18 protein-coding genes are annotated in these 22,236 nt (G+C 70.6%); 9 read left to right on the top strand and 9 right to left on the bottom strand.

The features are described from left to right. Positions 1-77: 77 nt before the first annotated feature. From AC2YHJ_RS01150 to AC2YHJ_RS01135, 4 genes are all read right to left on the bottom strand, one after another. The gene (locus AC2YHJ_RS01150; RefSeq protein WP_487393462.1) at positions 78-875 is read right to left on the bottom strand and encodes a sulfotransferase family protein; all 798 of its coding nucleotides are present in this window, start codon (positions 873-875) and stop codon (positions 78-80) included. A gap of 125 nt (positions 876-1,000) precedes the next feature. After that, entirely contained in the window at positions 1,001-1,990 is a 990-nt protein-coding gene (lpxK, locus tag AC2YHJ_RS01145; protein ID WP_487393461.1) for a tetraacyldisaccharide 4'-kinase, read from the bottom strand. Beyond that, positions 1,991-3,364, bottom strand: coding sequence for a 3-deoxy-D-manno-octulosonic acid transferase (locus tag AC2YHJ_RS01140; RefSeq protein ID WP_487393460.1), 1,374 nt, complete (start codon positions 3,362-3,364; stop codon positions 1,991-1,993). It lies immediately after the preceding gene. A gap of 175 nt (positions 3,365-3,539) precedes the next feature. Next, positions 3,540-4,217: a lysophospholipid acyltransferase family protein gene (locus AC2YHJ_RS01135; RefSeq protein ID WP_487393459.1), complete on the bottom strand. Its 678-nt coding sequence runs from the start codon at positions 4,215-4,217 to the stop codon at positions 3,540-3,542. Positions 4,218-4,453: 236 nt separating this feature from the next. On the opposite strand from AC2YHJ_RS01135, the gene AC2YHJ_RS01130 reads away from it, so the two are divergent. The 3 genes from AC2YHJ_RS01130 (at position 4,454) to trxA (ending at position 9,175) form a co-directional block, all read left to right on the top strand. Further along, the gene (locus AC2YHJ_RS01130) at positions 4,454-5,599 is read left to right on the top strand and encodes an efflux RND transporter periplasmic adaptor subunit (RefSeq protein WP_487393458.1); all 1,146 of its coding nucleotides are present in this window, start codon (positions 4,454-4,456) and stop codon (positions 5,597-5,599) included. Positions 5,600-5,603: 4 nt separating this feature from the next. Further along, positions 5,604-8,765, top strand: coding sequence for an efflux RND transporter permease subunit (locus AC2YHJ_RS01125; RefSeq protein WP_487393457.1), 3,162 nt, complete (start codon positions 5,604-5,606; stop codon positions 8,763-8,765). A 77-nt stretch (positions 8,766-8,842) separates the two neighbouring features. Then, positions 8,843-9,175: a thioredoxin TrxA gene (gene trxA / locus AC2YHJ_RS01120; protein ID WP_487393456.1), complete on the top strand. Its 333-nt coding sequence runs from the start codon at positions 8,843-8,845 to the stop codon at positions 9,173-9,175. Between the two features lie 165 nt (positions 9,176-9,340). On the opposite strand, the gene AC2YHJ_RS01115 is transcribed toward trxA, so the two are convergent. The 3 genes from AC2YHJ_RS01115 to AC2YHJ_RS01105 all read right to left on the bottom strand — a co-directional run bounded on the left by AC2YHJ_RS01115 (position 9,341) and on the right by AC2YHJ_RS01105 (position 14,344). Next, positions 9,341-12,211 carry a hypothetical protein gene (locus AC2YHJ_RS01115; protein WP_487393455.1) on the bottom strand — a complete coding sequence of 957 codons (2,871 nt, stop codon included), beginning with the start codon at positions 12,209-12,211 and terminating at the stop codon, positions 9,341-9,343. 250 nt (positions 12,212-12,461) lie between these two features. After that, complete coding sequence (locus tag AC2YHJ_RS01110) at positions 12,462-13,529, bottom strand: glycosyltransferase family 4 protein (RefSeq protein ID WP_487393585.1); 1,068 nt, start codon at positions 13,527-13,529, stop codon at positions 12,462-12,464. Between the two features lie 5 nt (positions 13,530-13,534). Further along, entirely contained in the window at positions 13,535-14,344 is an 810-nt protein-coding gene (locus tag AC2YHJ_RS01105) for a UDP-2,3-diacylglucosamine diphosphatase (RefSeq protein WP_487393454.1), read from the bottom strand. 207 nt (positions 14,345-14,551) lie between these two features. Here AC2YHJ_RS01105 and AC2YHJ_RS01100 point away from each other — a divergent pair, with 207 nt between their 5' ends. Both AC2YHJ_RS01100 and AC2YHJ_RS01095 read left to right on the top strand, forming a co-directional pair. Then, entirely contained in the window at positions 14,552-15,433 is an 882-nt protein-coding gene (locus AC2YHJ_RS01100) for a diacylglycerol/lipid kinase family protein (protein WP_487393453.1), read from the top strand. A 217-nt stretch (positions 15,434-15,650) separates the two neighbouring features. Further along, on the top strand, positions 15,651-16,325 hold the full coding sequence (locus AC2YHJ_RS01095; RefSeq protein WP_487393452.1) for an RraA family protein: 675 nt from the start codon (positions 15,651-15,653) through the stop codon (positions 16,323-16,325). A 294-nt stretch (positions 16,326-16,619) separates the two neighbouring features. Here AC2YHJ_RS01095 and AC2YHJ_RS01090 read toward each other — a convergent pair whose 3' ends face one another. Continuing rightward, complete coding sequence (locus tag AC2YHJ_RS01090) at positions 16,620-17,579, bottom strand: TIM44-like domain-containing protein (RefSeq protein ID WP_487393451.1); 960 nt, start codon at positions 17,577-17,579, stop codon at positions 16,620-16,622. Positions 17,580-17,730: 151 nt separating this feature from the next. Between AC2YHJ_RS01090 and AC2YHJ_RS01085 the strand changes: the two genes are divergently transcribed. Genes AC2YHJ_RS01085 through AC2YHJ_RS01070 form a run of 4 tightly spaced genes read left to right on the top strand, consistent with a single transcriptional unit; the run spans position 17,731 to position 21,755 of the window. Next, positions 17,731-18,942, top strand: coding sequence for a hypothetical protein (locus tag AC2YHJ_RS01085; RefSeq protein WP_487393450.1), 1,212 nt, complete (start codon positions 17,731-17,733; stop codon positions 18,940-18,942). Next, complete coding sequence (locus tag AC2YHJ_RS01080) at positions 18,939-20,120, top strand: hypothetical protein (protein ID WP_487393449.1); 1,182 nt, start codon at positions 18,939-18,941, stop codon at positions 20,118-20,120. Before AC2YHJ_RS01085 ends, AC2YHJ_RS01080 begins: the two co-directional genes overlap by 4 nt. 46 nt (positions 20,121-20,166) lie before the next feature. After that, a complete protein-coding gene (locus AC2YHJ_RS01075) occupies positions 20,167-20,919 on the top strand; it encodes an ABC transporter ATP-binding protein (protein ID WP_487393448.1) in 753 nt (250 codons plus the stop codon). Next, positions 20,916-21,755 carry an ABC transporter permease gene (locus AC2YHJ_RS01070; RefSeq protein ID WP_487393447.1) on the top strand — a complete coding sequence of 280 codons (840 nt, stop codon included), beginning with the start codon at positions 20,916-20,918 and terminating at the stop codon, positions 21,753-21,755. The genes AC2YHJ_RS01075 and AC2YHJ_RS01070 overlap by 4 nt, the downstream gene beginning before the upstream one ends. On the opposite strand, the gene AC2YHJ_RS01065 is transcribed toward AC2YHJ_RS01070, so the two are convergent. After that, the gene (locus tag AC2YHJ_RS01065) at positions 21,739-22,236 is read right to left on the bottom strand and encodes a GNAT family N-acetyltransferase (protein ID WP_487393446.1); all 498 of its coding nucleotides are present in this window, start codon (positions 22,234-22,236) and stop codon (positions 21,739-21,741) included. The genes AC2YHJ_RS01070 and AC2YHJ_RS01065 overlap by 17 nt on opposite strands.

The following is a 22,236-nucleotide window of genomic DNA, read 5'->3' as shown; positions in this document are numbered from 1 at the left end:
TCACGCCGCATGCTCCGGCCACTTGTTCTGCGAGCATCTTCACGCGTTCAGATGAGTCCATCTGAACGCGATCTGCTCTACCGCCCGCGCCGCGCCCGCCAATGCCCGCGCGCCAGGCGGTACAGCATGCGGTCGAGCACGGTCAGCCGGTCGAGCTCGGCGCGGATCGCCGGCGTGATCTCCTCGGCCTCGATCGGCTCCAGGTCCGGCGAGTCGCTGTCCCGCGTGTTCAGCTTGGCGAGCTGCGGCACGCGCTTCATGCCGAATTCCCAGCTCACCTTCGCGTAGACCTCCCCGAGATGGGAGGTGAAGCCGAAGTGATCGACGGCCATGAGGTTGCCGGTCGCGCGGTGGACCACCTCCATGTCGGTGATCAGCACCGAGGTCCCGCCATTCGGGAAGGCGTAGGTACCGTCCGCCGTGATGTTCACGCCACCGGCGAGGTAGCGCGCCATGGTGTTCTCGATCGCGTCGCGCACCGCGGGATCGGTGCTCTGCAGGAAGCCGAGCAAGTCGGTGGCGCGCGCGGCGGCCGGACCGGCGAGGTTGTGGCTGCTCACCACCTCCGGCCGGTGCCGCTTCCAGAAATAGTAGGTCGAGAGGATGCGCTCCGCCGGGTCGCGCAGCACGGTCACGACATAGGACGGGCCGGGGACGAGGCGCACCTGCTCGAAGTTGAAGTGGCCGGAGAAATACCGGTAGCTCGCCAGCGTCTCCGCCGGGATGGCCTGGAGGTTGGAGAAGCGCTCCGGGCAGACTTCATCCGGCGCGAAACCCGCCGAGAAATGGTGATGGAGCGTGGTGCCGCCGGTCTTCGGAAGATGCAGGAAGACCAGCTTGCGCCCGGCGGCGGCAGGGAATGAGGGATCGTTCATGGCGTGCGGCCGCGAAATTCCGATGTGCCGGAGGCAGGGTCAAGCGCGCCGCCAGCGCCGCGCGATGGGTGCGGCCCGGCGCCGGCCTCCAGAATGCGCCCGCAGGCGCACTCTCGAACGGTCACCTACGCCGGCACCGGCACCCGCGCCGCGATCGGGTCGAGCAGCACCTCGATCGCCGCCGGCTCCACCCATTCCAGCTGCACCGTCACCACCGTCACGCGATTGCGGAAGGCGGGGGGGATGCGCACGAAATCCTTGCGCGTCGTCACCGGCGTGGCGCGCAGGCTGTCGGCCTCGGCCAGCAGGTCGCGCAGGTCGCCTTCGTCGAAGGGGTAATGGTCGGCATAGGCCTGCCGCCCCGCCACGAAGGCCCCGGCCTCCTGCAGGGTGGCGAAGAACTTGCGCGGATTGGCGATGCCGCAGAAGGCGAAGACCGGCTGGCCGGCCAGCAATTCGGCCTCCGGCCCCGGCTTCAGCCGGGCGTGCAGCACCGGCAGTCCGGGCGGCAGCTGCGCCAGCGCGCCGGTCTCGTCCTCCCCGACCATCACGGCCACGTTGCAGCGCGCGGCGGCGGCGGCAACCGGTTCGCGCAGCGGCCCGGCCGGGATCACCCGACCATTGCCGAAACCGGAGGATCCATCGATGACGAGGAGCGAGAGGTCCTTCTCCAGCGTCGGATTCTGCAGCCCGTCATCCATGACGATCGCCTGCGCCCCGGCGGCGATCATCGCCTGCGCCCCGGCGGCGCGGTCGGCGGCCACCCAGGTCGGGCGTTCGGCGGCAAGCAGCAGCGCCTCATCCCCCACCGCGGTGCTGTCGTGCTGGGCCATGTCCACCCGGGCCGGCCCCTTGATCCGGCCGCCATAGCCGCGCAGCAGGAAATGCGCGCCGATGCCGCGATTGCCGAGCCGTCGTCCGAGGTCGAGCGCGACCGTGGTCTTGCCCGCCCCCCCGGCCGTCGCATTGCCGCAGCAGATCACCGGCACCGATGCCTGCCATCCCGGCTTCGCCATGCGCCGGGCGGTCGCGGCCGCATAAAGGGCGGAGAACGGCGAAAGCAGGATGGGCGCGAGCCCCCCGCCACCGCCGCTCCAGAACTCTGGAGCGCGCATTCAGTTCCTGTCGTCCACAATGCCTGTACCTGGCGGCCCGGAGGTTTCCGACCCTACCATATCCCGGCCGCCCGACCCGGCCGCCGCCTTGTCCCGCAGGGACAACAGCGGCAGCAGCGCCGCGGCGATCCGCTCGGGCAACCCGGCCTCCTCGGCCGCCACCCCGGCGGCGGCCTCGGCCTGAGCCCGCCCCCGGTCCGGATTCGTTAGCATAGTGCCAACCGCCTCGGCCAGCGCGGCAGCGGGATCCGGTCCGGAGGCGATCCGGGTCAGGCCGCCGGCCTGTTCCATCCGCCCGACGATCTCCGCGAAGTTCCAGGCATGGGGGCCGAGCAGCACGGGGCAGCCCAGCCGCGCCGGCTCCAGCGGGTTCTGCCCGCCATGCGGCACCAGCGAGCCACCGACGAAGGCGGTCGCCGCCAACCGATAGAACAGGCCGAGCTCGCCGAGCGTGTCGGCCACCAGCACATCGGTCGCGGGCGTGGGGTCCTCCCCCGCCGTGCGGCGTGCGGCGGCGAGCGTCCCGGCCAGCGCCGCGATCTCCACCCCGCGTTCGGGGTGGCGCGGCACGATGATGGTCAGCAGGCCGGGATGCGCGGCGGCGATGCGCGGATGCGCGGCGAAGGCGATCGCCTCCTCCCCCGGATGGGTGCTGGCCGCGAGCCAGACCGGCCGACCGGCCACCAGCGCACTAAGCCGGGCGAGTTCCGCCGCATCCACCGGCAGCGGCGGGGCGGCGTATTTCAGGTTGCCCCAACACAGTGCGGCGGCGCCGACGGCGCGATAGCGGGCCGCGTCGGCCTCGGTCTGCGCCAGCACCAGGCCGAAGGGGGCTAGCACCTGGCGCGCCAGGCCCGGCGCTCGGCGCCACCAGCGGCCCGAGGCCTCCGACATCCGCCCATTGACGAGTGCCAGGGGAATGCCGCGGCGCGCCGTGGCGGCGATCAGGTTCGGCCAGAGTTCGGATTCGACGAAGACCGCCGCATCCGGCCGCCAGCCATCGAGGAAGCGCCCGGCCCAGGCCGGCACGTCGAGGGGGACGAAGCGATGCGCGACGCGCGGCGCGAGGTCCGGCGGCAGCCGGCGGCCGAGCAGCGTCGCCGAGGTCAGCGTGCCCGTGGTCACCAGGAAGGACAGGCGCGGCGCGGCGACGCCGAGGGCCTCGAGCAGCGGCAGGATGGACAGCGTCTCTCCCACGCTCGCGGCATGCAGCCACAGCAGCGGGCCGTCCGGGCGCGCCGCGCCGGCGCCAAAGCGTTCGGACAGACGCGCCGGGTCCTCCTTCCCGCGCCGGACGCGGCGGCGGAGGTAGAGCGGCAGGGCCGGGGCGGCGGCGGTCGCCGCCCAGTGCCAGGTGCAGGCCAGGGGGGTCATGCGGGGCGAGGTCCCTGGAGGGGCCTTGCCCCTCCAGACCACCCCACCAAAGGGCAGTGCCCTTTGGAATGCCGAAACCTGGTGCCCAGCGCCAAGTGACGGTTTCCAAAGGCCCTTAGGCCTTTGGTGGGGTGGTCTGGAGGGGCAAAGCCCCTTCGGATTCCGACTGTGGCCTTCATGCGCCCGCCATCGCATCCGCCCGCGCACAGGCTTCGGTCAACGCAGCGGCGATGGCCGGCAGCGCCGCCTCGGCATCGTCGCGCGGCACGGAAACGGGCGCGCCGACCACGGCGAAGCCGCGCGCGAAGGGCAGCGGGAAGCGCATCCGGTCCCAGGACCCGGCGAGCCGCATGCGCGACGACGCGGCGGCGCAAGGCAGCACCGGCACGCCGGTCAGCGCAGCGAGCTGCGCGACGCCCGGCGCTGCCACCCGCGCCGGCCCGCGCGGCCCGTCGGGCGTGATCACCGCGACGCCGCCACCCGACAGGATGCGCGCCAGCCCACGCAGCCCCGCGACCCCACCCTTGGAGGACGAAGCGTGCACCACGTCGATGCCGAAGGGCCGCACCGCGGTGGCGATCAGCCGCCCGTCGCGGTGGCGCGAGATCAGCACCTTGGCGCGCCGTTGGCCGGCCTGCGGCACGCGCTTCACCAGCAATCGCCAGCCAAGCGCGGCGAGCGGCAGGCGTTCATGCCAGAAGGCCAGGATCATCGGCCGGTCGGCGAAAGGGCGGGCGTGCTCCTCCCCCACCAGGGTCCAGCGCGTGGTGGCCCAGACGAGGCGCAGATAGAGCGCCACCAGCCGCGCCAGCATCCCCTGCACGACGGGGTGGCGGATCAGGCGCTTGGCCATCGGGCAGGGCTGGCGGTCTTGGTCACGGAAGCGGCCCTAGCATGCCGGGGCCCACATGGCGAAGCGGCGCCATGCCGCCGCGCCTGGACGCCTCCGGAATGTTCCCCTTGGGAGTTCCTTCGCCGCACCACGGCGTGCGACACTGCCGCGCGCCGCGCCGGATGCGCGGCGGGCCACACGAGACAAGGATGGACTGCATGCAGGGTCGGTGCGGACGCGGGATGCGCGGCAAGGGCATGACACTCGCAGTCCTGCTGGCCTCGGGCGCGATGACGCTGGCGGCCTGCAAGGAACAGGCGCCGCCGCCGCAGCAATCGGCCGCCCCGCCGGCAGTGCTCGTCGCCCGCGTGGCGCGCCAGCCGATTTCCCAGGGTGCCGAGTTCATCGGCCGGGTCGAGGCGGTGGACAAGGTCGAGATCCGTGCCCGCGTCACCGCCTTCCTGATCTCCCGCCACTTCACCGAGGGCGACGCGGTCAAGGCCGGCGACCTGTTGTTCACGCTGGAACAGCCGCCCTTCGCCGCCGAGGTCGCGCTGCGCCAGGCGCAGCTGGAACGCGCCGAGGCGGAGCTGCGCAATGCCTCCGTGCAGGTCGAGCGCGGACGGGAATTGGTGCGCACCAACAACATCCCGCAATCGACGCTGGACGAACGCATTGCCGCCGAGGGCGAGGCCAAGGGCAGCCGCGACGCGGCCCTGGCGCAGTTGGAGCAGGCGCGCATCCAGTATGGCTATACGGAGATGCGCGTGCCCTTCGACGGGCGCGCCGGTCGTTCCCCGATCAGCCCCGGCAACATCGTCGGCCCCGACACGGGCGTACTGGTGACGGTGGTGCGGGAGGATCCGATCCGCGTCTCCTTCCCCGTGACGCAGCGCGAATTGCTGCGCGTGCGACAGGCCGGGCCGAACATGCCGCAGGACGGCATCCGGGTGCGGGCACGCCTGCCGAACGGGTCGCTGATGGAGCCCGCCGGGCGCCTCGAATTCGTCGATGTCGCGGCGAACCGCTCGACCGATTCGGTGCTCGTGCAGGCGATGCTGCCCAATCCGAACCGGTTGCTGACGGATGGCCAGGCGATCTCGGTGGTGCTCGAAGCGGCCGAACCGGCCCAGGCCATCCTGATCTCGCAGGCGGCGCTGCAGGTGGACCAGCAGGGCGCCTTCGTGCTGGTCGTGGGTGCGGAGAACAAGGTCGAGGTGCGGCGCGTGCGCACCTCCCCCGGCCCGGCCGGGCAGGTGGTCGTGAATGAGGGGCTCGAGCCCGGCCAGCTGATCATCATCGAGGGATCGCAGCGCGCCCGCCCTGGCCAGCCCGTGACGCCGCGCATGGAAGAACCGCCGCCGACCGGTGCGGTGCCCACCAACGCCGCGCGCGGCGGCTGAGCCCATGATCAGCAAGGTCTTCGTCGATCGGCCGCGGCTCGCGGTCGTCATCGCCATCGTCATGACCATCGCCGGCATCGTGGCGTTGAAACAGATCCCGGTGGCGCAGTTCCCCGACATCGTGCCGCCGCAGGTCACGGTGACGGCGAACTACCCCGGCGCTTCGGCCGAGGTGGTGGAGGCAACGGTCGCGCAGCCGATCGAAAGCCAGGTCAACGGCGTGGACAACATGATCTACATGCGGTCCACCAGCGGCAATGACGGCTCCTATACGCTGACCGTCTCCTTCCTCGTCGGCACCGACCCGGACCAGAACACCACCAACGTGAACAACCGGGTGCAGCTGGCGCTGGCGCAGCTGCCAGAGGAAGTGCAGCGCCAGGGGCTTTCGGTGCGCAAGAAATCCTCGGCCCTGCTGCAGGTGGTCACGCTGCGCTCCGCCACCGGCGCGCAGGATCCGCTGTTCATCTCCAACTACGCGACGATCAACATCATGGACGTGCTGAAGCGCGTCCCCGGCGTTGGCGACGCCATCATGTTCGGCGCGCGCGACTACTCGATGCGCATCTGGTTCGAGACCGACCGGCTGACCGCGCTGAACCTTGTCCCGGCCGACATCGTCAACGCCATCCGGGCGCAGAACCAGGTGGCACCCCTCGGCCGGGTCGGTGCGCAGCCGGCCAGCACCGACACGTCCTATCAGCTGAACATCCGCACCACCGGGCGGCTCGAAAGCCCGGAGCAGTTCGGCAACATCGTGGTGCGCGCCAATCCCGACGGCTCCGTGCTGCGGGTGCGCGACGTCGCGCGCATCGAGCTCGGCGCCTGGAACCAGGATGTCGGCACCAGGCTGAACGGGCAGGATGCGATCGGCATCCAGATCTACCTCGCCCCCGGTGCCAATGCGGTCGGCACCGCCGATGGCGTGGCGCGGGCGATGCGCGACCTCTCCTCCCGCTTCCCCGCGGGCCTCGAATACGCGGTGGTCTACGACACCACCACCTTCGTGAAGCTGACGATCGAGGAAGTGATCCACACCCTGATCGAGGCCTTCGTCCTCGTCGTGCTGGTGGTCTTCCTGTTCCTCGGCTCGATCCGCGCGACACTCATCCCGCTGGTCGCCGTCCCCGTTAGCCTGATCGCGACCTTCGTCGTGCTGAACGCGATGGGCTATTCGGCCAACACCGTCTCGCTGCTGGCCATGGTGCTCGCCATTGGCATCGTGGTGGACGACGCCATCGTGGTGGTCGAGGCCGTCGAGGCCACGATGGAGGCGGACCATTCGCTATCGGTGAAGGACGCCACCAAGAAGGCGATGGAGACCATCACCGCGCCGATCGTCGCCATCACCCTGGTGCTGCTGTCGGTCTTCGTGCCGCTCGCCTTCATCCCGGGCATCTCGGGCGAGCTGTTCCGGCAATTCGCGGTGACCGTCTCGGTCGGCATGTTCTTCTCGGCGATCAATGCGCTGACGCTGTCGCCCGCCTTGTGCGGCGTTCTGCTGCAGCCGCATCACGGGCCGAAGAAGGGCATCATGGGCCGCATCTCCCGCGGCATCGACTGGGTGCGGGACGGCTATGCCGGCATCGTCGCGCGGCTGGTGCGCGTGGCGATCATCTCGATCGCGCTGCTCGCGCTGTTCATGGGCGGTATCGTCGGCGTTGGCAGCCGCACCCCCACGGGCTTCCTGCCGCAGGAAGACCAGGGCGCCTTCTTCGTGGAGCTCCGCCTGCCCGAGGGCGCCTCGCTCAACCGCACCCTCGATATCGCGAAGCAGGTCGAGGAATTCGCGCGCAACATGGACGGCGTGCGCGACGTCGTCACCATCACCGGCTATTCCATGCTGAACGGCCTGGCGCAGTCGAATTCCGCCTTCCTGATCCTGACGCTGAAACCCTTCGATGAACGCACCACGCCCGCACTCGGCGTGAACGGGCTGATCGCCACCCTGGCGCGGGAAACCTCAGGGATCCCGGCGCAGATCATCCCCTTCAACCTGCCGCCGATCATCGGCCTCGGCACCTCGGGCGGCTTCGAGTTCCAGTTGCAGAACCTCGAAGGCCGGCCGGTGGGCGAGATGGCGGCCGCCATGCGCGCACTGGTGCTCGCCGCCAACCAGGACCCCGCGCTGACGCGCGTGTTCTCGACCTTCGCGGCGAACAACCCGTCCGTCTTCCTCGACATCGACCGCGACCGGGCGCAGGTGCTCGGCGTGTCGCTGAACGACATCTTCCAGTCGCTCTCGGCCGCGATGGGCGGGGCCTATGTCAACGACTTCAACCTGTTCGGCCGCACCTGGAAGGTCAGCCTGCAGGCGGAGCTGCTCGACCGCGACGGCATCCCCGACATCTACCGCGTCAACATCCGCAACCGCGACGGGGAGATGATCCCGCTGCGCGCACTCGCCGAGGCGCGCATCGAACTCGGGCCGCAATCCATCATCCGCTACAACAACGTCCGCAGCCTGACGATCAACGGCGAACCGGCGGCAGGGCGTTCCTCCGGCGACGGCCTGGCGGCGATGGAACGCGTCGCGCGCGCGACGCTGCCGCAGGGCTATTCCTTCGAATGGACGGGCACGGCCTTCCAGGAAAAGGCGGCATCCGGCCAGACCGGCACCATCCTCGCGCTCGCCGTGCTGTTCGCCTTCCTGTTCCTGGTCGGGCTGTACGAATCCTGGACCATCCCGGTGCCGGTGCTGCTGTCGGTGGCGGTCGGCGTGCTGGGTGCGATGATGGCGATCGGACCAGCGGGTCTGGCGCTCGACCTCTATGCCCAGGTCGGCATCGTGGTGCTGATCGCGCTCGCGGCGAAGAACGGCATCCTGATCATCGAATTCGCCAAGGACCAGCGGGAGAACCAGGGCAAGTCGATCACCGAGGCGGCCACGCTCGGCGCCAAGCTGCGCTTCCGCGCTGTGATGATGACCTCCTTCGCCTTCATCCTCGGCCTCTATCCACTGGTGGTGGCGCATGGGGCGTCGGAGATCAGCCGCCGCGCCGTCGGCACCCCGGTCTTCTGGGGCATGCTGGCGGCCTCCTCCATCGGCATCTTCATGATCCCGATGCTCTACGTCGTGTTCCAGTCGGTGCGAGAGCGCATCAAGTCGATGATGTTCGGGCAACAGCCCGCCGCCCAGGAGGCCCACCCCGAACCCCACGCTTGACCCAGGGGTTGGGACACCCGATCTCTGTTGCAACCGGGGGGCCGTGGCCCCCCACCTGTATGATGGAGACCCCCCCGATGGGTGACATGACCAAGCCCGTCTCCGACGACACCTTCAAGCAGGACGTGCTTGATGCGCCGGGGCCGGTGCTCGTGGATTTCTGGGCCGAATGGTGCGGCCCCTGCCGCATGGTGGGCCCGATCCTCGACGAACTCGCCGAGGAATTCGCCGGCAAGCTGACCGTCGCCAAGGTGAACATCGACGAGAATCCGATGACGCCGACCGAATACGCGGTGCGCGGCATCCCGACGATGATCCTGTTCAAGGACGGCAAGCCGGTCGACACCAAGGTCGGCGCGATGCCGAAGGGCGCGCTGAAGTCCTGGATCTCGGGCGCGATCGGCGGGTGATTTCAGGGGATGAGAAGCAATCTTCTCTCCCCTCCCCCTCAACCTTTCTTCACCTCCCGGCGCTGACGCCGCCGCGTCGTCAGCCGGGAGACATTGCTCGCCAGGGTGACCACCCGAATTGGGTGGTCACCCCGGGGCAGGCCCGCGCGCCTGCGCGGGGCCTGGTCAGCAGCAACGCGGCTTGAACGTGATGTCGACCGTCACCTTGCGCACTTCGACGCATTCGATGGTCGTGCCGTCCAGCCTCAGGCATTTGAGCAGCGCCGCTGCGTCGACCGCGCAGGGGTCAGGCCCAGGCTCGGCACCGCGGGGGCCTGGCCCGGCGGGCTGATCCTTGCCCGGGTCGAAGTCGGGATCGAGAACGTAGGTCATGCCGCCAAGCGGGATGCCGTCGGCCTCGACCGTCACCACGACCTGCCGCTCCTCGGCCGCCGCCGGCAAGATCGCCCTGTCGAGCGGCCTGCCGCCCTCCATCGCGAAGACGATCTCCTTCGTCGCACCGGCCGCCATGCCGAAGGCGCCGCCGCCCGCCGACACGAAGGCAAGCTTCCAGCCGAGCTTCTGCAGCACCGCGGGCAGTTGCGCCGAGAGCACCACCCGCACGTTGCGATCGAACGGATTGCGCAGCCAGAAGCTCCGCCGCGCAAGATCGGCGCGGGTCAGCGCGATTGGCACCGGATGCACGTTGCGCTGGCCGATGTTGTTGTCGTGCGGCACCAGACGCCATTCCGGAATTGATCCAGTGATGCGGCCGTCGATGTTGCTTGCATCGCCGGTCGCCGAGACGCTGAAGAACATGCATTCGTGGCCGACCTGCGACGGCGTCCATTCGAAGGGACCGACCACCACGCCCGTCGTGTCGTTCGCCGCGAGATTGGGCGCCGAAAGCTGCGCGGTCGTCATCGGGGCCCAGTCGTCCGGATAGACCAGGCCTACGCCGGGCAGGCAATGGAAGCCCTTCACCGTGATCCCGGTCGCCGCCTGCGTGCCGCGATTGCGGATCCGCACATAGGCGTAGTTCGTGACACCGACCACGGGCTCCTGATGCACGCCACCGCCGGCGCCCGAGGTCCGGCGGTTCCAGATGTCGGTGCAACTCCAATGGTTGGCGAGGAACGGATACTGTCCGCCACGGCCGTCATCGATGTAGACGTCGACCGGCGGCGGGGCTCCTTCGGCCGTGGTCGGCGCGCCCGGTGCCTTGAACAGCCCCTGCTTCTCGAAGGCCCAGCGGATGACCTTCCAATACGCACCGCCGGCATGGGTTTCCGCGGGGTTGGTCGAGACCCAGACGCCGGCGTCCGCGGTCTCCAGCGCCTGCTCGAGGCCGCCGGCGTTCCCCGGGTTGGTCGCCGGTGTCAGCAGCCCGACAGCCCGCAGGATCAGATACGCGGCGGTGCGGGCGGCGAATTCGCGCCGCGGCACCGAACCGGAATCGCCGCCGATCGATCGGTAGAGCCGGAACAGCGTGCTGCTCAACACCTGCTCGCTGCTGTAGCCGCCGACGTCGTTGGCCCCGCCCCAGCCCCAACCGGCGGCGGGCGTCCGGTCGTGCCTGCGGGCGATGACGCCGCTGATCCATGGGAAGGTCAGGAAGCGGTCGGCCGCGGCCGAGCCCGGGTCGTTCAGGATCGCCGCGAAGCTGTCTCCGGCACTGTGCGCGAAGCCGAAGTTCGGCGAATTGACATGATCCCAGAGAATGCCGTGTCCGGCGAGCTCGTGCAGCGTGACCCTCCAGTCCGCCGCGATGCCCATGGGATTGCCGGTGTCGGTGAGGTCGGCCAGTGCGTATTCCACGGTGCCGATGCCGTTGCCGATGGCGTTTCCCGGGCAGCGGGCGTTGATGACGTTGCCCCCGAAGCCGCGATGGTCGACCTGCACGGGAAAGGTCGTGCCGTTGAAGTAGGTCGGCACGTCGAAGCCAAGGTCGCGCACCATGCGGAAGAAGCGGTCGTTCTGATAATACGCGTTGGCGGCAGCGAAGTTGTTGGTGCGCGTATCGTAGGCGAAGCTGAAGGGCGCCGCGGTGGTCGGCACCGCCACCGTCGGCGCGACCGCGTCCACGATGCGGACGAAATCGCCGCTGAGGGCCTGCACGCCGGCAACGGGCGCGCCGAGCCCCGGCAGCGTGACGCTGTCCCGCAGCGGGTTCAGCTGGGCGGCGGTCGCCGCGGGCGTGAAGGCGCTGCCCTTCGTGCTCGGGTCGCGCAGGAACACCATCGCAGTCGCATGGTCGACCAGCGGCGCCATCATCAGGACGCCGAGCGTTCCGACATCGAGGTAGAGGACCCAATTCAGCCGGCCCCAGGCCGGCGTCGTCATGGTGAGGTAGATCTCGACCGCGACATAGGCCGCGCCGTCCTCGATGCCATCGGGCAGCGGCGGCAGCGGGATGCTCGGCAGTGGCGCCTCGGTCAGCCCGGGCTCCCGGCCGGGCGTCGTGCCCGGGTCGCGCGGGTGGCCGCCCTGGCGCCGGCGCGCGGAGAAACGGAAGATCACGAGACGCGCCGCGTTCATGCGGGTGTCCCGCTGCGTGTCGTCCAGCCCGTCCTGCGGCGCCGCCAGGCCGAATTCGGTGAGGCTCGCCCGGGGTTGCACGCCACCGGCCCGTGCGATCAGCGCAAGCGCCCGCTTCACGGCCTCGTCGGTCGGCCGCTGGACCTTGAGCCCATGCTCGACCGTTGAACTGGCGGCCAGCACGGCGCGGGGGCGGTCGCGCAGCACCACACTGGCACCGGCGCCAACCACCGGCAGGCCGAAATACGTCTGGCTGTAGGCGACGACCACCTGGTCCATCACCTGCTTCTCGCGTTCGAGCCGCAGCTCGCCGAGGTCGGCCTCCGGGAGGTCCGCGATCCGCTTGCCGAGGCCACTCAGAAGCTCGGGCCGCAGCGCCAGCAGCTTGCCGCTGCGCTCGAGGAAGGCGCCTGCTTCGGCCTGCGCCGCCAGCTCGCGCTGCGGTTCAAGTGCCAGGCCCCCGGGGAAGGTGACGTTGCGGGGCACGCCTTGTTCGTCGGAGACGATAATCGGTTCCATCGTCCACCTCCCCGTCCCTGGTGCAGGGACTTATGTTATACTATCGTAACATGTTAATCGGCCATCGATGTACACTGTTGCGTGAAGTCGGAATGCCGGATGCACCTCTGGCGCGATCCCGGCGCCAGCGGGGCCACCGCCAGCACCCCGCCCGAACCTCGGTGTCGCCCGTCCCGAACGGGCGGTCGCGACATCGATGCCGGCAAGGGCGGAGGTGCAGGGAGGTTCCCCGTCCCCGGCCTTCGTCGTTTCACCGTGCCGCAACCGGAACCAGCGCGGCACGGAACTGAGCGGCACAGGCTTCCCACGACCACGCTTCCGCATGCGCCCGGCAGGCCGCGCGATCGGCATCCAGCGCACGTAAACAGGCGCCACGCAGATCCTCGTCCAGCGCGCCGATTCGCGGATCCGTGAGCACATCGCGCGGCCCGGTCACCGGAAAGGCCGCGACCGGCGTGCCCGAGGCCAGAGCCTCCAGCAGCACCAGCCCGAAGGTGTCCGTGCGCGACGGAAAGACGAAGACATCCGCCCCGGCATAGGACCGCGCCAGCTTCCCGTTGTCGCGGTACCCGGTGAAATGCGCGGCCGGAAAGCGCTTCATCAGCCCTTCCCGCGCCGGCCCGTCGCCGACCACGACCTTGGTGCCAGGCAGGTCGAGGGCGAGGAACGCCTCGATGTTCTTCTCCACCGCGACGCGCCCGGCATAGAGGAAGACCGGCCGCTGTAAACCATCCCAGGCCTCGCGCGGTTCGGGCCGGAAGCGCGCGAGATCGACCCCGCGCGTCCAGGCACGCACCTTGGTGAAGCCGCGCCGCGCCAGTTCGTCGCGCAGCGACTGCGTCGCGGCGAAGGTACCGGCGCCGGCCTCGTGGAAGCGCCGCATCACCGCCCAGGACCAGGACAGCGGGATGCGCGTGCGGGCATGCAGGTATTCGGGAAAGCGCGTGTGGAAGGCGGTGGTGAAGGGCCAGCCACGCTTGCGGCAGATCGCCCGCATCGCCCAGCCGAGCGGGCCTTCTGTGGCGATGTGCACAACCTCAGGCGCGAAGGCATCGACCAGCTTCGCGAGCCGTCGCCCCGGCGCGATGGCAAGGCGGATTTCCGCATAGCCGGGCATCGGGACGTTCACGAAGCGGTCGGGTCCGATCACCTCCACCGTGTCGCCACCGGCGCGCAGATGGTCGGCGACGATCGACATGGTGCGCACCACACCGTTAACCTGGGGGAACCAGGCGTCGGAGACGATCAGGATGCGCAGCGGCGCCCGATGCGCGCCAATGCAATCCGCGGCCTGTCGCGCCGCGCCGGCGTCATCCATCGGCATCAGGCCGCCGGCATCGCCGCGGCGGCGCGGCGCGGAGTGCGGGCGAAGGACAGGCGGTTCTCCTGCACCCAGTCCACCAACTCGAACCGGCCATCGGCGTGTTCGACCAGGGCGGTGCAGGATTCCACCCAGTCGCCGTCATTCATGTAGAGCACGCCATGGACGGTGCGCATCTCGGCATGATGGATGTGGCCGCAGATCACGCCGTCCAGGCCGCGACGCCGCGCTTCAGTGGCGAGCGCCGTCTCGAAGCGGTCGATCGCCTTCACCGCTTCCTTCACCTGCCGCTTCAGCCATTGCGACAGCGACCAGTAGGGATAGCCGAAGCGCCGCCGCGCCGCGTTGAACCAGCGGTTCATCGTCAGCGCCCAGTCATAGGCCCAGTCGCCGAGATGGGCGATGACCTTGGCGTAGCGGATCACGCCGTCGAACTCGTCGCCATGGATCACCAGGAAGCGGCGGCCATCGGCGGCGGTGTGCTCAGCCTCGCGCATCAGCTTCACGCCCGCGACTTCGAGGCCCAGCCAGTCGCGGAACATCTCGTCGTGGTTGCCGGGGATGTAGATGACCTCGGTGCCGTGGCGCGCCATGCGCAGCACCAGGCGGATCACCTCGTCATGGTCGGCATCCCAGTACCAGGATTTCTTCAGCCGCCAGCCATCGACGATATCGCCGACCAGGTAAAGCCGCTCGCATTCCACCTTGCGCAGGAAATCCACCAGAAAATCGCCGCGAGCGCCCTTGGTGCCGAGATGGACATCCGAGAGGAAGATGCTGCGGTAGCGGCGGCGAGGGCTGGCGTCATGCATCCGTCACGGTCTCCGTGGCGTCACCGGGCTGTCACGCGAATCCCGGCGGCGTGCTGCAGTTGCGCGCGGCGATAGCGTGGCGCGCGACGCGCGCGCGTGAATCTTGAATGAAGCATGTGGCGGAACGTGTTGGCGCGGCGCCATGTCATGCGACGGTCGCCGAAGCGACGCCGAATCGTCATCGTCACACGCCAGAAGCCCTGCCTCATGCCGACGCGTATGCTGATCGTCTTCAACCCCGCCGCGGGCGCGCGCCGTCGCCGCCGGCTGCTCGCCGCCCTCGACCTGATGCGCGGGGTCGGGCTGCGGCCCGAGGTCGCGGACACCGCGCGGCGCGGCCATGCGGTGGAGATCGCACGCGACGCCGCGAAGGCCGGCGTGCCGGTCGTGGTGGCGGCGGGCGGCGACGGCACCATCGCGGAAGTCGCCGATGGCCTGTCCGGGTCGGAGACGGCGCTTGGCGTGCTGCCGCTGGGCACGGCGAATGTGCTGGCGCTGGAACTCGGCATTCCGCGCGCGCCTGGGCAAGCAGCGGCGGTGCTGGCGTTGGGGCGCACCGCGCTGCTGCATCCCGGGCTCGCGCGCTATGCGGATGGGCGGGAGCTGCTGTTCGTGCAGATGCTCGGCGCCGGCTTCGACGCGGCAGTGGTGCACAACCTGTCCGCACCGCTGAAGCGGGTGATCGGCAAGGGTGCTTATGTCTGGCAGACGCTGCGGGAGATGCCGCGCTACGGGTTCGCGCCGATCCGCGCGGTCATCGACGGCAGCGCGGAGGACGCGGCGAGCGTGATCATCACCAAGGGGCGGCTCTATGCGGGGCGCTTCCTGCTCGCGCCCGGCGCCGATCCGCGTGCCGAGGGCTTCCATGTCGCCCTGTTCCGCGACGCCGGGGTGGTCGCGGCGATGCGCTATGGCGCGGCGCTGCCGCTCGGGCTGCTGCCGCGGCTGCGGGGGGTGGAGATCCGGCGCGCGCGGTCGGTGCGGTTGGAAGGTGGCGGTATCCCGGCCCAGGCGGACGGCGATGCGGCAGGCTGCCTGCCGGTGGCGATCGAGGCGGCACGGCGGCCGATGCGGATCGTGGTGCCGTGAGGGGTGCCGGGGCCATATTGCCCTGGATTTCAGGGCTTGTTCTCTGTATGTTCCAATCATCGAGGGGCGGTCGTGCGCCCGGCCCGGCAGCCCAAATAAAGGCTTAAAATCCTAAAATCGTAAAGTGGCCTTTATGTCGCGTTGGTGGCCCTGGCCGGCCCAGGCGGCGCGTGCTGGATTGCGCGCCCGTTTCCCAGGCCCAGGATTCAGCAGCCTCATGCCCATCGGCTTTCGTATCGCCCCCGTCACCCAGCGCGTCGAACCCGCGCTGATCGCCCGCGCGGCGAAGCTCCCCGCCGCCAATATCGGCGACGTCATGTCCCGGATGCAGACCATGCGCGGCGGCTTCCGCCCCTTCGGCGGCAGGAAGGTCATCGCCGGTCCGGCCTTCACCGTCCGCGCGCGGTCGGGCGACAACCTGCTGCTGCATCGCGCCTGCGACATGGCGGCACCTGGCGACATCATCGTCGGTGACGGCGGCGGCGATCTCGCCATCGCGCTGATGGGCGAGCTCATGATCGGACACGCGCAGAAGCGCGGCGTGCAGGGCATTGTGCTGGATGGCGCGGTGCGTGACGTCGATGCGCTGGCGGCGATGGATATCGGCGTCTGGGCCTGCGGCGCCACACCCTCCGGCCCCTACAAGGACGGGCCGGGCGAGATCGGCCACCCGGTTTCCTGCGGCGGGCAGGTGGTGATGCCCGGCGACCTGATCGTCGCGGATGCCGATGGCGTGGTGGTGGTGCCGCGCGCCGAGGCTGCCGCGGTCATCGCGCTCGCCGAGGCGCACAACGCCAAGGAACAGAAGGCGCAGGCGGCGATCGACGCGGGAACCTACGACCGCGCCTGGGTGCTGGCGGCGCTGCGCGCGAAGGGGTGCGAAGGGGCTTGAGATGCTGGAGGGGCGCTGCCCCTCCAGACCACCCTGCCAAAGGGCAGTGCCCTTTGGAATGCCGGGACCTGGCGCTGGGCAAGACGGCTGCGCCAATTCTCCTGCCGATCGTGGGGCGCCAAGGCGGGCCTTCGGAATCGCCCTGACAGCGGCGCCCGGTGCCAAGTGACGGCATTCCAAATGCCACTGGCATTTGGCGGGGTGAGCCCGAGAGGGGCGGCGCCCCTCTCGGTCATAAGAAAGGGCCGGGGAAGCATCCTCCCCCGGCCCCATCACATTTCGCTGTGACCCGTGTCAGGCGGTCTGCGTCTGCTGGATACCCGAGAGCATCCATTGCCCGCCTGGACCCTTGCGCACGAAGGTCCAGAGTTCGACCGCCTCGGTGCGCTGCGTGGTGCTGCCCTCGATGACCTTGTTGGTCGCGTTGTCGAAGGTCGCGTCCAGCATCGAGAAGCGCATGGCGACGGTGGCGTAGTCCTCGCCATCCTCGTTCCAGGCTTCCGACAGGTCGCCCTGTTCCAGCCGCACGTCGCGCGTCTCGTTGCGCCAGTTGCGCGCCTCGAGGTCACGCAGGTCCTGCGCGAAGTAGGACACCATCTCGGGCGTCGCGACGGCGCGCAGCGCGGTCAGGTCGCGCTTGGACCAGGCAGCGTTCACATCCTTCAGCGTCTGCTCGAAGGCCTGGTAGTCGCCGGCGCCGATCTCTAACGGACCACCCGCGCGGACAGGCTCGGCCGCCTTCATGCCACCCATGCCACCGAACTGCTTCGGTTCGGGCTGCGCCTGATAGGCATAGCCCTGCTGCGGGCCGCCGGCGGTCGCGGCGCGACGGCTGCGGATCAGCCGCACCACGAACATCACCGCGAAGCCGATCAGCGCGATCTGCAGCAGCATGCCGAGCATGGCGCCGAAGCCGGCCCCGCCGCCGAACAGCCCGAAGCCGAGCAGCCCGCCGATCAAGCCACCGGCCAACAGCGCGCCGCCGAAGGACCCGAAGAAGCCGCGCTGCGGCGCGGCCGTCCCCGGCGCCGTGCCCGGGCGGGGCGTGACGTTGGGGGTGCCGGGCTGCGTCGCCGTGCGGTCGAAGCGCTGTGCCCCGCTTGGCGCGGTCGTTGTGGCCGGCGGGGCGGAATAGGTCCGGCTGCCGCGGCTACCGGAGGAACCGCCGCCGCCCGGCCGGGCCTCGGCCAGCATCGGCGCCAGCACCAGGGCAAGGGCGGCAAGCGCGGTCAGGAAGGTTGCGGTACGGCGCATTGATCTTGGCGTCTCCGACATGAACTTCACGCAATATAGTGGATCTGGCCGTCCTTTTCGATGGGCTTTCGCGCAACGTTTCCTTCACCCCGCCGGGCCGATGCTGGGCCGGCGCGCGGGCCGTCCGCCGCGCCTGCGCAGGATGCAGGGGATGCACGGGCAGGACAGTTCCGCCGTTCTCGACAGCGCCGCCGGGCCAGGCCCCGACGCGATCCGGCGCGCCCTGCGCGGGCCGCCAGGCCGCGTCGCGCTGCGGCTTGCAGCCCCGGGGTCGCCGGCGCACCGGCGCGTTGCCCTCGCCCTGCTTGAGGAAGCAGGCCGGCCGTGCGGCGGCGCGGTGCTCGAAACCGCCGGGGGCGACCTGCTGCTGACCGACGCCGATGCCGCCGACGCGACGCGCGTCGCCGCATTGCTGGAACGCCTGCTCGGCAGCCCGCCGGAGCGGTTCGACCTGCCCGGGGCGGTTGGCGCCCTCTTGGCCTTGCCGGGCTTGGCACCCGCCCTTCCCGAGGGCGCGATCCTGCCCGCCGCCACCGGCATCGAGGCCCTGGCCGATGCCGCCCCGCTGGCCGCCCTGCTGCGGCGGGAGGGCGTGCTGCATCTCGCGGCCGGCCTGCCGCAGCGGCTCGCGCTGCTGCGGCTACGGCTGTCCGGCGCGGCGCTGGCGCCACATCTCGGCGCGGCGGCGGCGGATGCCGACCTCGCGCGCCATGCGCGGGACCGGCTGCGCGGCCGGCTGCTCGCGGCCCTCGCGGAACCGGGGCGGCGGGACGCGCTGCTCGGCGCCATCCCGGCCGTGCCGTTGCTCATCGACCTGCCGCTGTCTCTGCTGCCCGACATGCCCGCCGCGGCACCGGCCGAGGAGCCAGGCATTGCCCCCGCCCTGATCGCCACCCTCACCGCGGCCGAGGCCATGGCCGAAGGGCTGGCCGGCCGCCGCGCGGCGTTGCGCCAGGCGGGCTGGGGGCTGGCGGTTCGCGGGCTCGATGCGGCGGCGCTCGCGCTGCTGGCGCCCGAGGCGCTGCCCGCCGACGTACTGCTGCTGCATTGGTCCCCGCCGATCGCAGGACGCGCGGTCGCCGCCGCGCTACGCCGGGTGGACCCCATGCGGCTGGTGCTGACGCGCTGCGATGGCGCGGCAGCCGTGGAATGGGGCGTCTCGATCGGCATCAGGCGCTTCACCGGGCCCTGGATCGATGCGCTATTCGCCGCGCGGCGGATGGCCGTCTGCCCGCAGGCCGGTCCCTGCACGCGCAGCACTTGCGCCGCCCGCGGGCGTGCGGCGACGGCTGAAGGCCGCGCCGGCTGTGCCGCGCTGCCACTGCTCGCCGCGCTGCTGCCGCCGCACGAGGCTGTCGCATGATCCTCGAGGAGGTGCCGGTCCTCGGTGCGCTCGGCCCGCCGCCCGGCGCCGCGGGCGCGGTCGCATTGGCTGGGCTGGTGAGGGACACGGTGGCCGCCGGAGTGGAACGGAACCTGCTGTTGTTCCGTCCGCAGCACCTTGCACCCGCGCGCCGCCGTGGTCCTCAGATCGCCATGCTGCACAGCGCGTGGGATGCGCTGCGCCGCACCTCCCGCACGCGCGTTTTCGAGTTGCCGCGCGGCGGCTTGGTTGCCGTCGAAGCGCTGCCCGGCCACCACCTGATCGAAGCCGAACGCAGCCTTGCCGGCATGCTGGATCCGCACGAAGCCGCGGCGGCGATCAGCCTGCTGCGCCTCCCCGGTCAGGCCGCGGCGGTGCTGGCGGCGGTGGAGGAGGCGCTCGGCCTGGTCGCCGCCATGCGTGCCGCGGTTCCGCAGCCAATGGGCCGTGCGCCGGATGGCGATGCCATCGCGGGCGCCGAACGGGCGCTCGCTTCGGCCGACGTCTCTGCCTTCCTGCGGCGGCAGAAGATCTGCCGCCTGACGCCGGACGGCGGCGCGCCCGAACCGCTCGGCGAGGACCGGCGCCTGTCGTTGCGGGATGTACGCGATGCGCTGTTGCCCGGCGTCGAACTGGGCCTGGCGCCGGCCCTATCGCGGCGGTTGCGGCGCCTGCTCGACCGCCGGCTGCTTGCCGGCCTGGCGCGGACGGAGGAATTGCGTGGCATCGGGCCGCTTTGCCTCGCACTGGGGGTGGAGGCGGTGACATCGCGGGACTTCCTGCGCCTCGATGCGATGTGGCCGGCGGCGCTGCGCGGGGCGCTCACCATCGCGCTGGCGTCGGACGACATGGCGATGGATCCGGCTGGCTTCATTTTCGCGCGGGACCTGCTTGTGGCACGCGGGCACCGGCCGATGCTGGGTGCGGTGGGGCCTGCGGCGCTGCTTGCCCTGCCGCCGGTGCGCGCGGGGATCGATCGGCTGCGGTTGCGCTGGTCCGCGGCGCTGCCGCCGCTCGGCACCCCGGCAGCGGAGGCGCTGCGCGCCGCCTTCCCTGCAGGGCCCGAAGCCGTCGTGCTGTCCGGCGTCGATCGCCCCGCCGCCATCGCCTGGGGCTGGGAAATGGGCATCACCCTGTTCCAGGGCCGCCTGATCGAAAGCCGTCGGCCCGCCGGTTGATGGGCACCGCTTGGCGCCGGCGGTGGGAGGGCCGATATGCGGCGTCATGGAAACGCCGGCACTGCTCGTCGAGGGCCTGACCAAGACCTACCGCCTCGGCGATAAGCCGGCGGTCGACGGGCTGTCCTTCACCATGCCAATGGGCGTGACCTGGGGGCTGCTCGGCGGCAATGGCGCGGGCAAGTCCACCACCATCGCCATGCTGCTCGGCCTGCTGGTGCCGAGCGCGGGGCGCGTCGTGGCGCTGGGCCATGACATGGCGACGGACCGCTTCGCCGCGCTGGCCGGGATGAATTTCTCCTCCCCCTACATCGCGCTGCCGCACCGCCTGACTGTGGAGGAGAATCTGCGCGTCTATGCGCATCTCTACGGCGTGCCGGACAGCAAGCGGCGCATCGCGCAACTGCTGGAGGATTTCGCGCTGACCGACTTCGCGAAGCGGCCGGCCGGGCAGTTGTCGGCCGGGCAGAAGACGCGCGTCGCACTCGCCAAGTCGCTGATCAACCGGCCGGCGCTGCTGCTGCTTGATGAGCCGACGGCGAGCCTCGACCCCGATACCGGGGATTGGGTGCGCAGCGCGCTGGAGCGGTATCGCGCGGAAAGCGGCGCGGCGATGCTGCTCGCCAGCCACAACATGGGGGAGGTCGAGCGGCTTTGCTCCCATGTCCTCATGCTGAAAGGTGGGCAGGTTGTGGACGCGGGCAGCCCGGACGATTTGCTGCGGCGCTACGGGCGTGACGACCTGGAGGAGGTGTTCCTGGACATCGCGCGTGGCCGGACGCGAGAGGCCGCGGCATGACCGGCACCGAAGGCCTGAATCGGAGCCACACGCAACAGGGCTCCCCGGCGCGCCGCATCTGGGGGCTGATGTACCGGCACCTTGCGCTCTATCGCGGGTCCTGGCCGCGGTTGCTGGAACTCATGTACTGGCCCGTGCTGCAGATGATCGTGTGGGGTTTCATCACCGCCTATCTCGCGGGCGTGCAGGGCAATACCGCCTCGGTCGCGGCCGGCGTGCTGCTCGGTGGCGTGCTGCTGTGGGAGGTGACGCTGCGCAGCCAGATGGGCTTCGCCATCTCCTTCCTCGAGGAAGTGTGGTCACGCAATCTCGGGCACCTGTTCGTCTCGCCGCTGCGGCCCTGGGAACTGGTGGCGGGGCTCGCGGCGATGAGCGTGCTGCGCACCGTCGCGGCCGTCGCGCCGGCCATGGTGCTGGCCTTCTTCCTCTACGGCTTCGGGGTGTGGACGCTGGGGCCGGTGCTGGTCGCCTATGTCTTCGCGCTGATGGCCATGGGATGGGCGGTCGCGCTCGCCGTCACCGCGCTGATCCTGCGCCATGGCGCGGGGGCGGAGGCGCTGGCCTGGGGCGTGATGTTCGGCATCGCGCCCTTCGCGGCGGTGTTCTACCCGGTCGCGATCCTGCCGGGCTGGCTGCAGCCCGTCGCGCTCGCCATTCCGGCGGCGCATGTGTTCGAGGGCATGCGCGCGGCGCTCACCCATGGCGTCATCGCCTGGGACCACCTGGGCTGGGCGGTGCTGCTGGATGTGGTCTGGATGGCACTCGCCGCCTGGATCTTCCTGGCACAGTTCCAGGCCGCGCGGGTGCGCGGCGCGCTGCTCAACATCGGGGAGTGAGCGGCAGCACCAGCCGCCGCTCGGTGACGCGGCGGCCCCATTGCTCGGCCTCGACCTCATCGGTAAGGGTGAAGCCGGCAGCCTCATAGAGATGCGCGGCGGCATCCAGCCCGGCGAGCGTCCAGAGATGGATCTGCGGCGCCCCGACCTGCCGCGCCTGGGAAACCGCTTCGTCCAGCCAGCGCCGCCCCAGCCCGCGCCCACGCAGCGCGGGATCCATGATGAACCAGCGCAGATGCGCCGAATCCGGGTGCTCCCCGCAATCGAGCACCAGCGAGCCCAGCACCCGCCCTTGCCCCGTCGCACAGCGGAACACGTCGCGCGCCGGATCGAAGCGCAGCAGGAAATCGCCGAGCTCGCGCGCCACCTTCGCCTCGAAGAAGGCGCCGAAGCCGTGGCTCGCGGCGTAGTGGCGGGCATGCAGGGCGGCGATGTCGCCGATCGCCCCGGGGGTCCAGGCGTCGTGGAGGGTGATGTCCAT

This window comes from Roseomonas sp. SRI_022, from assembly GCF_057586215.1.
The sequence above is the reverse complement of the archived record's forward strand: the minus strand, read 5'-3'. Positions and strand labels throughout refer to the sequence as shown.